The organism is Pseudonocardia broussonetiae (assembly GCF_013155125.1).
In the GTDB taxonomy this organism is placed as follows: Bacteria; Actinomycetota; Actinomycetes; order Mycobacteriales; family Pseudonocardiaceae; genus Pseudonocardia; species Pseudonocardia broussonetiae.
In genome coordinates, this window is the sequence record NZ_CP053564.1 from 5,559,894 (window position 1) to 5,573,432 (window position 13,539).

Here is a 13,539-nt window from a genome sequence, read left to right on the forward strand (position 1 = left end):
CTCCTCCCGCCACCGAGCGTCGACCCGCGACGGTCCGGGCGGGAGGGGCCGGGAGGCCGCAGCAGCAGGGTCGTCCGACCCTGCCCCACGTGTCGCCCGCGCGACACGCTGACACCGACACACGCACCGCACACCGGAGGCGCACCATGTCCACCCGACTGCACGACGGGCGCGTCGCCCCGCCCGAGACCCTCGACGACGACCCGCGGATCGCGGCGCTGATGACCGCCCGCGTCGTCGCGATCACGCCCGACGCGCCGCTGCACACGGCGCTGCGCCTCATGGCCGCCGAGCAGCTGCGCCACCTTCCCGTCGTCGACGGGGAGTGCTGCCTCGGGATGGTGGGTGAGACCGACCTCGTGCACGCCGTCGCCGTGGGCGGACCACCACTGGTCGGCACGCTCGCGCGCCCGGTGCCGGCCCTGCCGTCGACCGCCCACCGGTCCACCGCGGCGCGGACGATGGTGGCGGCGGGCACCGACGCCGTGCTCGTCATGGAGCACGAGCGGCTGGTCGGGATCCTCACCGCGACCGACCTGGTGGTCTCCCTCGCCGACGCGGCCGGTCCCGCGGGCGCCCGGTGACCCCACCGGCCGCGGACCGCGAGACGCACGTCGGGGTCGTCGTGCTCGTCGGTGACCGGGCGTACAAGGCGAAGAAGCCCCTGCGCACGGCGTTCCTCGACTTCAGCACCCCCCGCCGCCGGCTCGACGCGCTGCAGCGCGAGCTCGACCTCAACCGGCGCGTCGCCCCCGACGTGTACCTGGGCATCGCCCGGCTCACCGGACCGGGCCCCGCCGAGCGGACTGCGGACGGCGGCGAGCCCGTGCTCGTGATGCGCCGGATGCCCGACGAACGCCGGCTGGCCGAGCGGGTGCGCTCCGGCGCCGACGTCGGAGGCGACCTCCGGGCCGTGGCCCGGCTGCTCGCCGCGTTCCACGCCCGCGCCGAGCGCAGCGCCGCCATCGACGCCGACGGCGGTGCCGCGGCGCTCACCACCCGGTGGACGGCCAACCTGGCCGAGCTGGTCCCCTACCGCGGCCGGGTGCTCACCCCGGAGGTCGTCGACGGCATCGGGGAGCGGGTGCACCGCTTCCTCGCCGGCCGCGGGCCGCTGCTCGCCGACCGGGTCGCACAGCACCGCATCGTCGACGGGCACGGCGACCTCATCGCCGATGACGTGTTCTGCCTCGACGACGGCCCGCGGGTGCTGGACTGCCTGGAGTTCGACGACCGGCTGCGGCACGTCGACGGGCTCGACGACGCCGCGTTCCTCGCCATGGACCTGGAGCACCTCGGCCGCCCGGACCTCGCCGCGGTCTTCCTCGACGACTACGCCGAGTTCTCCGGTGACCCGGCGCCCACTGCGCTGCGCCACCACTACGTGGCCTACCGGGCCGTCGTGCGGGCCAAGGTCGCCTGCCTGCGCCACGACCAGGGCGACCCCGGCGCCGCGACGGACGCGGTCGCGCACGCCGCGCTGGCGCTCCACCGTCTCCGCACGGGCGAGGTGCGGCTCGTGCTGGTGGGCGGGCTGCCGGGCACCGGGAAGACCACCCTGGCGCACGGGCTCGCCGACCGGTTCGGCGCCGTGGTGCTCTCCAGCGACCGCATCCGCAAGGAGCTCGCCGGCCTGGATCCGGAGAGTCCGGCGGCGGCGGCGTTCGGGGGCGGGCTCTACCGCGCCGAGCACACGGACCGGGTCTACGCCGAGCTGCTGCGCCGGGCGCAGGCCCTGCTCGCGCGCGGCGAGTCGGTGGTGCTCGACGCCTCGTGGACCGCGGCGCGCCACCGCGACCGGGCCGACGCCGTGGCCCGGCGCGCCGCCGCCCCGCTGATCGCCCTGCTGTGCAGCGCGCAGCAGGTGCTGGCCCGCCGGCGCATCCTCGAGCGGACCGGTGGTCCGTCCGACGCCACTCCGCGGTCGCCGACGCGATGGCCGCGGTCGCCGACCCCTGGCCCGACGCGGTGGTGGTGCCGACCTCGTCCGGGCCGGCCGCCGCGCTGGACCGGGCGAGTTCGGCCTGGCAGGAGCGCTGACGGGCCGAAGGTCCCGGCGGGACGGGCCGCACGGCGCTGCGCCGACCGCGGTTGCGACGCTACCGTCGAGCCGTGACCATCAGCGTGTTCCTGCTCGACGACCACGAGATCGTCCGTCGCGGCATCGCCGGGCTGCTGGAGGGCGAGGACGACATCGTCGTCGTCGGCGAGGCCGGCACGGCCGCGCAGGCCATGGCCCGGATCCCGGCGCTGCGGCCCGACGTCGCGATCCTCGACGTGCGCCTGCCCGACGGGGAGGGCGTCTCGGTCTGCCGCGACGTCCGCGCCGCCGTCGACCCGCCGCCCGCGTGCCTGATGCTCACCTCCTACTCCGACGACGAGGCGCTCTTCGGCGCGATCATGGCCGGGGCGTCGGGCTACCTGCTCAAGCAGGTCGCCGGCATCGACCTGGTCGGGGCGGTGCGCACCGTCGCCGCGGGCGGGTCGCTGCTCGACCCCCGCGCCACCTCGGTGGTGCTCGACCGGCTGCGCAAGGGCGAGGAGCCCGAGGACCCGCGCTACGCCTCGCTGAGCCCGCAGGAGCAGCGCATCCTCGCCCTCATCGCCGACGGCATGACCAACCGCCAGATCGGCGCCGAGCTGTTCCTCGCCGAGAAGACGGTCAAGAACTACGTCTCCTCCCTGCTGCACAAGCTCGGGTTCGCCCGGCGCACCGAGGCCGCGGTGTACGCCGCGGAGCACCGGCGGGAGCGCGGCCGGTAGTGGCGGGCGGCCCCGGGTTCACGGCGGCGCGGGATCAGGGCAGGGGCACGGTCCACGTCAGCCGCGTGCCCCTGGCCGGGCCCGGACCGACGGTGCACGCGCCGCCGCACTCGCGGGCCCGCTGCTCGAGGTTGACCAGCCCGCTGCGCGCCGCTCCCGAGCCGAGGCCGACGCCGTCGTCGAGGACCTCGACCACCAGCTCCCCCGCGTCGGCGCGGACCTCGACGGCCAGCGACTGCGCCGCCGCATGGCGCACCGCGTTGCTCACCGCCTCGCGCACCACGGCCACCGCGTGCACCGCGACCGCCGGCGGGACCAGCGTGTCGACCGCCCCGTCGATCCGCACGGCCGGGGTCAGGCCCGACCCGCGGGTGGCGTCCGCGGCGGTGTCGAGCAGGCGCCGGCGCAGCCCGCCGTCGGTCTCCCCCGCGGTGTGCAGGTCGAAGATCGACGTGCGGATCTCGCGCACGGTCGTGTCCAGGGCGTCGACGGCCTGCTCCAGCCGCTCCCGGACCGCCGGCTCGACGGTCCGGCGCAGCGTGCCCTGCAGCTGCATGCCCGTGGCGAACAGCCGCTGGATCACGTGGTCGTGCAGGTCGCGGGCGATCCGGTCCCGGTCGGCGAACACGTCGAGCTGGCGACGGGCCCGGTTGCGCTCGCCCAGTTCGAGCGCGAGCGTCGTCTGCTCGGCGAACGAGGACAGCAGCGGCACCTCCGCCGGACGGAACGCCGGATCCCCCCGCCCGCGGAACGCGACCAGGACCCCGTTCACCACGCCGTCGCTGCGCAGCGGCACCGCGACGGCCGGTCCGAGGTCCTCGCTGGACCGCTCGTCCGCCAATCCGTCGGGGCCGGGCAGCAGGACCGGTGCGCCCCCATCGATGACCTCCCGCAGCGTTCCCGTCCCTGCCGGGAGCACCCGGCCCAGCCCGGGGCCGGACCCCCGGCCGCTGCGGCCGCGCACGACCAGGTCGCAGTCGTCCCCGCCGCGCAGCGCGATGTAGGTGGTGAACGACCCGGTGAGCTCCAGGGTCCGCTGCGCGATGAGCGCCAGCGCGTCGTCCTCCGACGCCCCCGACAGCAGCTCGCTGCGGATGTCCGCCGACGCCTCCAGCCAGCGCTGCCGCAGCTGGGTCTGCTCGAACAGGTCGGCGTTCTGCACGGCGATGCCGGCGGCCGCGGCGAGTGCCTGCACGATCGTCTCGTCGTCGGCGGTGAACTCCCCGCCCCCGACCTTCTCGGTGAGGTACAGGTTGCCGAACACCGCCTCGCGCACCCGCACCGGCACGCCCAGGAACGTCCGCATCGGGGGGTGGTGCTCCGGGAACCCGACCGAGGAGGTGTGGGCGCCCAGGTCGGCCAGCCGCAGCGGGCGCGGATCGGTGATCAGCTGCCCGAGCAGGCCGTGACCGGTCGGTAGCGGGCCCATCCGGGCCGCGAGCTCCTCGTCCAGCCCGACGTGCAGGAACCGCGCGATCCGGCCCTCGTCGTCGAGGACGCCCAGTGCGGCGTACCGGGCGCCGATGAGGTCCGCGGCCGAGCGGACGATGCGCCGCAGCGTCGCGTCGAGCTCCAGCCCCTCGGCGATGTCCAGCACCGCGCCCAGCAGACCCCGCATCCGGTCCCGCGTGCTCACCACCTCGGTCAGCCGGTCCTGCACCTCGCGCAGCAGCTCGTCCAGCCGCAGCCCCGAGAGCACCGGGGGCGCAGCCGGCTCCGGACGGTCCTCCGACATGCAGCACTCCTCCGCGACACGGCCCCCGCCCGCGTGCTCCCCGACCCGGACGGCGCACAGGACCCTACGCCTGCCGTGCCCCGGCGCGGGGTTCCACGGCGGGCCGGACGGCGCCCGGGGCGGGCCCTCCGACCCTGCTGCACCACACCCGGCGCAGACAGGATGGACCGCGACCGACACCGATGACCGCCAGGGAGGGACACCATGATGAACACGACCCGGACGACGGCCGGACTGGGCCTGACCGCCGAGCAGACGGAGCTGGTCCTCGCCACGGCGGGACGGGCCCCCTCGCTGCACAACACCCAGCCCTGGGCGTTCCGGGTCCGGCCGGACCTCCTCGAGCTCCACGCCGACCCGCAGCGGCGCCTCCCGGTCGTCGACCCGGCCGACCGCGAGCTGCGCATGGCCTGCGGAGCCGCGCTGTTCACCCTCCGGCTCGCCCTCATCGACCTCGGGGTGCGCCCGCTGGTCACCGTCCTCCCGGACCGCCGCCACCCCACCCTCGTCGCCGAGATCCGCCGCGGCGGAAGCATCCTCCCGACCCCCGAGCAGCGCCGCCTGCTCGAGGCCGTCCCCCGCCGGCACACCAACCGCAGCCCGTTCACCGACATCGCCGTGACCCCTCCCGAGCGGCACGCGCTCCGTCGCGCCGCCGCCGACGAGGGCGCCTGGCTGCACCTGGTGACCGCCACCGACGAGCTGGCCACCCTGCAGCGCCTGGCCGTCCGCGCGCACCGGGAACAGGACGCCGACCCCGCGTTCCGGGCCGAGCTCCGTCGGTGGACCGGCACGTCGCCCCGGCGGCCCGACGGGGTGCCGGTCACGGCCGGCGGGCCCCGGCCCGTCCTGCACGACCGCTGGGTGCTGCGCGACTACACCGACGGCGCCGCCCCGCAGCGGGCACCCGGCAGGGAGTTCGAGAACGACCCGCTGATCGCCGTCCTCACCTCACACCTGACCGGGCCGCACGCCGACGTCCGGGCGGGCGAGGCGCTGCAGCGCGTGCTGCTCACCGCGACCGCCGACGGCCTCGCCGTCTCGTTCCTCTCCCAGCTCATCGAGGTGGACCGGGCCCGCGACGAGCTGCGCCGCCTCGTCGGCGGGCAGGTGCCACCGCAAGCCGTCCTGCGGGTCGGCCGGGGATGGCCGGTGGTGGCCACGCCACGGCGCCCGGTGGCGGACCTGCTGCTCGACGACGGGGCCGACCCCGGGCGGTAGTGCTCACGTGCGGGCGACGACCACCGAGGGGCCGACCGGACGGACGCTCCTGCCCCGGCGCCGGCTCGGCCGGTCCGACCTGCGGGTGTGAACGTGCGGCCCCGTGGGGGGCGCACACGACATCCCCCCGACGCGGATCCCGATGATGCCTCCCCCACCGCCCGGCCCGCCGACGGGCTGACCGCCGAACAGGCGCGCGCTCGGCTCGCCGCAGACGGACCGGTTCTTCGCGCTCCTGGTGTGGGTCGCCGCGCCGGGCCGGCCGGGCTCGGTGGGATGCCCCGGCTGGGCATCGCCATCGCCGTGGTCGTCGTCGTGAACGGGGCGTTCGCCTTCCTGCAGGAGTACCGGGGCCGACCGGGCCGGGCAGCGACTGCGGGAGCTGCTGCCGCTGCGGGTGACGGTGCTGCGCGACGGTGAGCGCTGCGAGGTGGCGGCCGCCGAGCTGGTCCGCAACGACCTCGTGCTGCTGACCGCGGGCGACCGCATCTGCGCCGACCACCGGCTTGAGCACGTCGACGCCCTCGCGGCAGGCGGTGGGGTGGGCGGCCGCGGAGGCGCGCGTGCGCGGGGCGGGGCTGCGGATCGTGCACGCCGCCCCCTACGCCTCGACCCGGCCCGGGCAGCAGCGCGCCGCGGCGATCCTCGGCCGCGCGTTCACCGTCGCCCGACAGCACGAGCCGCACGTGCGGACCGTCACCGCACGCAGCGACCAGGACGCCGTGACCGCACTGGCCGAGGCCTCGCGAGGTGCCGACCTGCTGGTCGTGGGTCGGCTCTCCGGGCACACCGGCGACACCGTCGTGCCGTCGCTGGCCCCGGCCATCGCGGTGGCGGCGCACTGCCCGGTCACCGTCGTGCGCACCGGGCCGGGCCCCGTGCACGCCGTGGACCGGCCCGTGGTGGCCGGTGTGCAGCAGGCCGAGGAGGACGCCCCGGTGCTGGAGGAGGCGTTCGCCGACGCAGGGCGCCACGGGTGCCCGCTGGTCGTGCTGCACGCGCGCGGCCCCGTCGGTGGCGGTGACACCCCGGCCGCCCTGGACCGCGCTCTGGACCCCTGGCGGCAGCGGTACCCGGACGTGCCGGTGCAGGTCCGCACCGGCGACGGCGGGGCCGCGGCGGAGCTGCTGCACCTCTCCGTCGGCGCGCGGACGGTGGTGGTGGGCACCCGGGGCCGCGGCGCGGCGGCCGCCGCGGTGCTCGGGTCCACGAGCCGCACGCTCCTCCAGCACGCCGACTGCCCGGTGACGGTCGTCCACCGGACGGGGACCGATCGGGCGACGGCGCCGCGGGACCGGGCCGCGAGCGGCACGGGAACGGTGTGATGGCTCGCGCAGCGGCGCACGGACGGGCGGCTGGTCGCCGGCGACACCGGGGGGAGGGGCGCCACGGCGACCTGCTCGTCGTCCCGCCCTGGTCCCACCGCCTGCCGGTCGGCGGATCGACGAGGCGGCGCTGCTGCGGGCGGTCCGCCCGCGGGGCTGGCGCGGGCGCATGCGCCGCCGGGTGGTCGAACGAGAACGGAGCGGCGGCACGCTCCCGTCGAATGAGAAACGCCGCACCGGTGTTCCCGTGCACCGGAACAGCCGATTGACCCTGCGGGTCGACCGGCGGACGGTCGGCGCTGCTCCGCCCCCGTGCGTTCACCCCGTGAGGAGAGGCCATGACCACGTTGGAAGCCCGGCCGGGGACCACCCACCCGCTGGAGATGACCACCACCGCCGAGGTCGACCGCGTCCGCGAGGCGCTGGCCGCGGCGGGCCTGCTGGGCGAGACCGTCCGCTTCGCGTTCTTCGCGCCGGAGGAGCCGCCCAAGGACGCCGTGCTGGCCCACCGCGACGGCCAGGAGGTCGACCGTCGGTTCCGCGCCGTCCTGCTCGACCTGGCCACCGGCCGCTCGTGGGACACCGTGGTGTCGGCGACGCGCGGCGAGGTCGACTCCTCCCGCGAGCTCGACCCGCCCCGTGACGGCCAGCCCCCGATCATCGACGCCGAGTTCGAGGTGATCGAGGACGTCCTCAACGCCGACGAGCGCTGGCTCGAGGCGCTGCGCCGCCGCGGAATCGAGCCCGCGGAGGTGCGGGCGGTACCGCTCTCGGCGGGCGTCTACGACCACCCCGAGGAGGTCGGCCGCCGCATCGTGCGCGCGTTCGGCTTCCACCAGGCCCACGAGAAGCAGAACCCGTGGGCGCACCCCATCGACGGGATCGTCGCCTACATCGACCTCACCGACCGGAAGGTCACGCGGCTGGTCGACGTCGCGGACATGCCCGTCCCCGCGGCGCAGGGCGACTTCGACGACCCCGCCGTGCAGGGCCCTCCGATGGACCTCAAGCCCATCGAGATCACCCAGCCCGAGGGCCGCAGCTTCACCGTCGAGGGCAACCGCGTCCGCTGGGGCAAGTGGGACCTGCGCTACGGGTTCAACGAGCGCGAGGGCCTGACCCTGCACCAGATCGCCTTCGACGGCCGCCCGATCGTCTACCGCGCCTCGGTCGCCGAGATGGTCGTGCCCTACGCCGACCCGTCGCCGGTCCGCTTCTGGCAGAACTACTTCGACTGCGGCGAGTACATGTTCGCCCGCTACGCCGACTCCCTGGAACTGGGCTGCGACTGCCTCGGCGACATCCACTACACCGACGCCGTCATCGCCGACGACCTCGGCCGCCCCAAGACGATCCGCAACGCCATCTGCATGCACGAGGAGGACTACGGCGTCCTCTGGAAGCACTCCGACCTGTTCACCAACAGCCGCGAGGTGCGCCGCCAGCGCCGCCTGGTCATCTCGTTCTTCACCCCGATCGGCAACTACGACTACGGCTTCTACTGGTACCTCTACCTCGACGGCACCATCCAGCTCGAGGTCAAGGCCACCGGCCTGGTGTTCACCGCCGCCTACCCCGAGGGCGGCAACGAGTACGCCACGGAGGTCGCGCCCGGTCTCGGCGCCCCGTTCCACCAGCACCTGTTCTCCGCCCGGCTGGACATGACCGTCGACGGCGTGCGCAACGCCGTGGACGAGGTCCAGGCCGAGCGGGTGCCGATGGGCGAGGGCAACCCCTACGGCAACGCCTTCCGCAAGCGCACCACCCGGCTCACCACCGAGTCGTCCGCGCAGCGCAAGGCGGACGGGTCGGTCGTGCGGACCTGGCACATCGTGAACCCGGAGCGGACCAACGCGATGGGCCAGAACGTCGGCTACGCGCTGATCCCGGAGTCGAAGGCGACGCTGTTCGCCGACGAGGCGTCCTCGATCCACGCCCGCGCCACGTTCGCGACGAACCACCTCTGGGTGACCCGCTACGACCCCGCCGAGCGCTACCCGGCGGGCGACTTCGTCAACCAGAACGCGGGCGGCGCCGGACTCCCGGCCTGGGTGCAGGCCGACCGCGCCGTCGACGGCGAGGACGTCGTCGTCTGGCACACCTTCGGGACCACGCACTTCCCGCGGCCCGAGGACTTCCCGGTGATGCCGGTCGACTACACCGGGTTCACCCTCAAGCCGGTCGGCTTCTTCGACCGCAACCCCGCGCTCGACGTGCCCGCGACCGGCGGCGCGCACTGCTCGTCGCACGTCGAGGTGCACGGTCCCGCCAAGGAGGGCACCACCGATGGCCACTGACGCCTCGTCCGCCGCGACCGGCAGCGGCGGCAGCTCAGCCCCCGGCTCGGGCGGCTTCCACCGCACGCTCGGCCTGCCCGACGTCATCGCCCAGGGCCTGTCGGTCATCGCCCCGGCGATGTCGGGGGCCTTCCTCACCTACCTGGCCTCCACGAAGGCGGGCGGCGCGACGCCGCTGGCGTACCTGCTCGGCACACTCGCGATGCTCGCCGTCGGCGGCACCGTGGCGATGTTCGCGCGCTCGCTGTCCTCGGCCGGGTCGATGTACACCTACATCACCCGCGGCGCCAACCACGGCCTCGGCTTCCTCGGCGGCTGGTGCTACGCGGCGGCGTTCCTCGTGCTCGGCGGCGCCGTCCTGTGCGGCTTCGGGTTCTTCACCGCGAGCTTCGTCGAGCTGCTCACCGGCGCGGACCCGGACTGGTACTGGTTCTCGCTGGTCGGGCTCGTCGTCATCGCGCTGATGAGCATGTTCGACATCCAGGCCTCCACCCGCACCCAGCTCGTCATCCTCGCGCTGACGATGGCGGCGCTGGTCGTGACGGCCGTGGTCGTGATCGGCATCGGGTCGCCGGCGACGAGCGTCATCGACGGGACCACGCCGGTGGAGTCGGCCGGGCGGAGCTTCGACCTGTCGGCGTTCTGGCCGAGCGCGGCCGGGGTGAGCTGGACCGGCGTGCTGTTCGGCCTGTCCTTCGCGATGCTGTCGTTCACCGGCGCCGAGGCGAGCGCGGTGCTGTCGGAGGAGACCCGCGACCCGCGCCGCGCCGTCCCGCGCGCCGTCATCGGCTCGATCGTCGTGGCCGGCCTGTTCTACCTCGTCATCACCTACGCGACGGCCATCGGCTTCGGGGTGCAGCAGGCGACGACGGACTGGCCCGCCTCGGTCGCCGGGCTGGCCGCCGTCGCGCCGAACGAGGCGTTCGCCGCGGTGGTGCTCGCCAGCGCCGCCCTGGCCAGCCTCTTCTGCGCGCTGGGCGTGCACATCGCGGTGTCCCGGGTGCTGTTCGCGATGGGCCGCGAGCGGGTGCTGCCCGCCCGCCTGGGCACCCTGCACCCCCGCTGGGGCACCCCGTGGCGGGCGATCGGCCTCGTGCTCACCGTGTGGGTGGTGCTGGCCGCGCTGTCGCTGCTGCTGACCAGCCGCGAGGGCCAGGTCGCACTCGCCGGCGGGGTGGACAACGGCCAGACCGGCGGGATCTTCCTGTTCACCTTCCTCGCCGGGATCGGCACGCCGCTGGTGATGGGCGTCTACCTGCTGCTCGGGGTCGCCGGCGTGATGCAGGGCAGGCGGACGGGCCGTCCGGCGTTCCAGGTGGTGGGCGCGCTCGCCGCCCTGGTCGGGGCGCTGGCCGTGTTCGGCGGCCTGTACTACTCGTTCGTGCCCGCCGCGCCCGGCGCCGAGATCCCCGTGCAGTACGCGATGGTGCCGTGGGTGTGCCTGGGCATCGTCGCCGTCGGCGCGGCCGTCGCGGTCTGGACGCGCCGCAGCCGGCAGGCGGTCTGGCAGGACATGGGACGGGTGTTCGACGAGGTGTAGGGCGGACCGGGGCGCCCCTGCACCCCGGTCACCCCTCGGCCTCGGCCAGCCGACGGAGCGGAACCGCCGGGATGCGCACCAGCTCGCGTCCCGTGAGGACCTGGAGGGGGACGCACACGACGTGGTTGGACGCCAGCGGCGCCCAGGTGTCCAGGCCCAGACCGGACACCTGGGCGAGCCGTTGCGGGTCGACCACCTCGTAGGCCTCGCCGACACCGAGGACGCTCCAGCCGGTACGCGCCGCCGGGTCGATGTCGTCGACCTGGAACGCGACGACGGCACCCCGTGTCGCGGCGGCCACCTTGCCTGCGCTGGCCGTGCGGAACAGCACCTCCTCGCCGTCGAGGACGTAGTTCACGGGCTGGGCCGCCGGTAGCGCGCCGTCGGTGAAGACGACGCGGCCGACGATGCCCCCGCGCAGCCGGCGCAGACAGGAGTGGCGGTCGAGCGTCCGGTACCCGGCGGCATCCGAACCCTCGGGAGGCACGTCCTGAGGCATGTCGTGACGCATGCCACCAGCCTCGACGCGACGGGCCGGGACGGAACAGGGCCGGAAGCCCTCTTGCGACGTCCGACGGTCCCGGACCGCCGCATCCCGGACACGCGTCGCACGAGGCGCCACCGCGGGACCTTCGGCCCTGCCGCCCCGCCCGGCGCGCGGGCAGGGTGGGGGGGCATGCAGGACCGCGACACCTCACAGCTCCCCGACAGCGCCGGCCCGGTCACCGGTGCCGTGCGGCGCCTGGCCGACGAGTTCGACGGCCGGGTACACCCCCGCACCCTGCGCCGGACCGTGCAGCGCGCCCGTCGCGACCTCGCCGGCGTGCCCGAGGGCGCGCTCCCCGAGCTGGTGGAGCGGCTGGCCCGGGAGCGCCTGCGCTCGGCACCCGCCGATCGCCGGTAGAGGTCTGGCCCGACGGCCCGGAGGAGGGCGGGACCGGCATCGTCGAGACGCGCGGTCACGATTCATCCTGGAGATCACCTGGCGGACGCGGACGGCTGCTCACCGCCCGCGCCCGCTCCACCCCGGCTCGACCTGCTCCCACTCCTGCTCCCACAGCGCCGCGTCGACCCGCCCGGTCGCGATCCGCACACCGGCCCAGCACCCTCCGAGCACCAGGCCGCCGAGGAACACCACGCCCGTCGCCGCGATGCCGCCGGCGATCACGGCCTCGGCCTCCCCCGCGGGCCGGGGGACGGCACGCCCGTCGTGGTCGAGCCAGATGGTCACCGTGCTGCCCGCCCGCAGGGCCGGCGCCGCCTCGACCAGCCCGCTGCGCGGCGTCCCGTCGGGGTCCGCCCAGCTCGCCCGGGCGTGGACGAGGCTCGGAGCGGTCCCCCTGGCCCCGCTGACCACCGGCGTGTCCTCGAGGAGGACCGCCCGGACCGGCGTGCGCGCGGCCCGCTCGACCAGGCCCCGCTCGACGGTGCTCCCGAAGGCGGCGGAGCCCGCCAGGATCGCCGCCAGCAGCACGAGCAGCCCCATCGAGGTGAGCACCCACGCCGCGACGTCCTCGACGACGTCCGTGGACCGCCGGCGGCCCCGGTCGTCCCGCGGCTCGGCGGACTGCCGCCGCCGGGTCATCGCGGGACGCGGGACGACGGGCACCCGGGACGACGGGGAAGCACGCCGGTCATCCTCGCGCTCCAGGCTCCTCGGGGCGGACCACGGCGACCGGGCAGGGGCTGCGGTGCAGGACCGCGTGGCCGACCGATCCGAGCAGCAGCCCCCGGAAGCCACCGCGACCGCGCGAACCCACGACCACGAGCTGGGCCCCCGCCGCCTCGGTCAGCAGCGCGTGCGTCGGCCCGTCGCGCGTGACGACCCGCCGGACCGGGACGTCCGGGTACTTCCGGGCCCAGCCCGCGAGGCGCTCCCCCAGCACGGCCTGCTCCTCGGCCTCGATGGCGTCCCAGTCCATCAGCAGCCCGACCGCCGGGTCGGCCACCAGGTCGAGCCAGGTGTGCACCGCCACCAGCGGGGCGCCGCGCAGCGCCGCCTCGTCGTAGGCGAACGCCAGCGCCCGCTCGCTCACCGGCGACCCGTCGATCCCGACGACCACCGGTGCCGACGCGGGCAGCTCCTTCTCGGCGCCGCGGGCCACCACCACCGGGCACTCCCCGTGCGACGCCAGCGCGATCGCGACCGAACCCAGCAGCAGTCCGCCGATCCGCCCGAGCCCTCGGTCACCGATGACCAGCAGCTCCGCGCGGCGGGACTCCGCCACCAGGACCGCGATCGGGTGGCCGACGACGAGCTCCTGCTCGACGAGGACCTCCGGCGCGCGTTCGGCGGCGGCCGCAGCGGCAGCGGCCAGGTGGCGGCGGGCGTGGTCGAGCAGCACGTCGCGACGCTGCTCACCGAGGCCGGGATGGCCGACGAGGAGCTCGGTGGTCCAGCCGAACGCGTGCACCAGCCGGATCCGCGAGCGGCGCCGGGCCGCCTCGTCCGCCGCCCACCGCGCCGTCTCCAGCGCGCTGTCCGACCCGTCGATGCCCACGACCACGGTCCTGGCCTGCTGAGTGCTCATGACTGGCCTCTCCTCGATCTCGATGACGGCCCTCCTCCGCAGCCTGCTTCCGCGCGGTGGGCGACGTCAGCGGCGAACGCCCCGACCGGAGGGGCCTTCGGTCCCCCGCCGCGCGGGACCTCAGGAG

At 75.7% G+C, this 13,539-nt stretch carries 12 protein-coding genes; 8 read left to right on the forward strand and 4 right to left on the reverse strand.

Features of this window, described 5'->3' with window-relative positions:
• The first annotated feature begins 146 nt into the window (after window positions 1–146).
• Genes HOP40_RS26950 through HOP40_RS26960 form a run of 3 tightly spaced genes read left to right on the forward strand, consistent with a single transcriptional unit; the run spans window position 147 to window position 2,763 of the window.
• Window positions 147–584: a CBS domain-containing protein gene (locus HOP40_RS26950; protein ID WP_172163702.1), complete on the forward strand. Its 438-nt coding sequence runs from the start codon at window positions 147–149 to the stop codon at window positions 582–584.
• Window positions 581–2,116 (forward strand): bifunctional aminoglycoside phosphotransferase/ATP-binding protein, encoded by a 1,536-nt coding sequence (locus HOP40_RS26955; RefSeq protein ID WP_240157297.1) that lies wholly within the window; start codon window positions 581–583, stop codon window positions 2,114–2,116. The genes HOP40_RS26950 and HOP40_RS26955 overlap by 4 nt, the downstream gene beginning before the upstream one ends.
• Window positions 2,113–2,763, forward strand: a complete 651-nt coding sequence (locus HOP40_RS26960; protein WP_172163705.1) for a response regulator — start codon at window positions 2,113–2,115, stop codon at window positions 2,761–2,763. Before HOP40_RS26955 ends, HOP40_RS26960 begins: the two co-directional genes overlap by 4 nt.
• 34 nt (window positions 2,764–2,797) lie before the next feature.
• Here HOP40_RS26960 and HOP40_RS26965 read toward each other — a convergent pair whose 3' ends face one another.
• Window positions 2,798–4,498: a sensor histidine kinase gene (locus HOP40_RS26965; RefSeq protein WP_172163708.1), complete on the reverse strand. Its 1,701-nt coding sequence runs from the start codon at window positions 4,496–4,498 to the stop codon at window positions 2,798–2,800.
• A gap of 204 nt (window positions 4,499–4,702) precedes the next feature.
• On the opposite strand from HOP40_RS26965, the gene HOP40_RS26970 reads away from it, so the two are divergent.
• The 4 genes from HOP40_RS26970 (at window position 4,703) to HOP40_RS26985 (ending at window position 10,881) form a co-directional block, all read left to right on the forward strand.
• A complete protein-coding gene (locus HOP40_RS26970; protein WP_338053037.1) occupies window positions 4,703–5,719 on the forward strand; it encodes an Acg family FMN-binding oxidoreductase in 1,017 nt (338 codons plus the stop codon).
• Window positions 5,720–6,225: 506 nt separating this feature from the next.
• Window positions 6,226–7,044, forward strand: a complete 819-nt coding sequence (locus tag HOP40_RS35610) for a universal stress protein (protein WP_205346932.1) — start codon at window positions 6,226–6,228, stop codon at window positions 7,042–7,044.
• A 338-nt stretch (window positions 7,045–7,382) separates the two neighbouring features.
• Window positions 7,383–9,341, forward strand: coding sequence for a primary-amine oxidase (locus HOP40_RS26980; RefSeq protein ID WP_172163711.1), 1,959 nt, complete (start codon window positions 7,383–7,385; stop codon window positions 9,339–9,341).
• On the forward strand, window positions 9,331–10,881 hold the full coding sequence (locus tag HOP40_RS26985) for an APC family permease (protein ID WP_172163714.1): 1,551 nt from the start codon (window positions 9,331–9,333) through the stop codon (window positions 10,879–10,881). Before HOP40_RS26980 ends, HOP40_RS26985 begins: the two co-directional genes overlap by 11 nt.
• A 28-nt stretch (window positions 10,882–10,909) precedes the next feature.
• Here the strand turns inward: HOP40_RS26985 and HOP40_RS26990 are convergent, their stop codons facing one another.
• On the reverse strand, window positions 10,910–11,392 hold the full coding sequence (locus HOP40_RS26990) for a pyridoxamine 5'-phosphate oxidase family protein (RefSeq protein ID WP_205346933.1): 483 nt from the start codon (window positions 11,390–11,392) through the stop codon (window positions 10,910–10,912).
• 165 nt (window positions 11,393–11,557) lie between these two features.
• On the opposite strand from HOP40_RS26990, the gene HOP40_RS26995 reads away from it, so the two are divergent.
• Entirely contained in the window at window positions 11,558–11,785 is a 228-nt protein-coding gene (locus HOP40_RS26995; RefSeq protein ID WP_172163717.1) for a hypothetical protein, read from the forward strand.
• Between the two features lie 99 nt (window positions 11,786–11,884).
• Here the strand turns inward: HOP40_RS26995 and HOP40_RS27000 are convergent, their stop codons facing one another.
• Together HOP40_RS27000 and HOP40_RS27005 are read right to left on the reverse strand one after the other, a co-directional pair.
• Window positions 11,885–12,466 carry an Rv1733c family protein gene (locus HOP40_RS27000; protein ID WP_172163720.1) on the reverse strand — a complete coding sequence of 194 codons (582 nt, stop codon included), beginning with the start codon at window positions 12,464–12,466 and terminating at the stop codon, window positions 11,885–11,887.
• Between the two features lie 49 nt (window positions 12,467–12,515).
• A complete protein-coding gene (locus HOP40_RS27005; protein ID WP_172163723.1) occupies window positions 12,516–13,412 on the reverse strand; it encodes a universal stress protein in 897 nt (298 codons plus the stop codon).
• Window positions 13,413–13,539 lie beyond the last annotated feature (127 nt).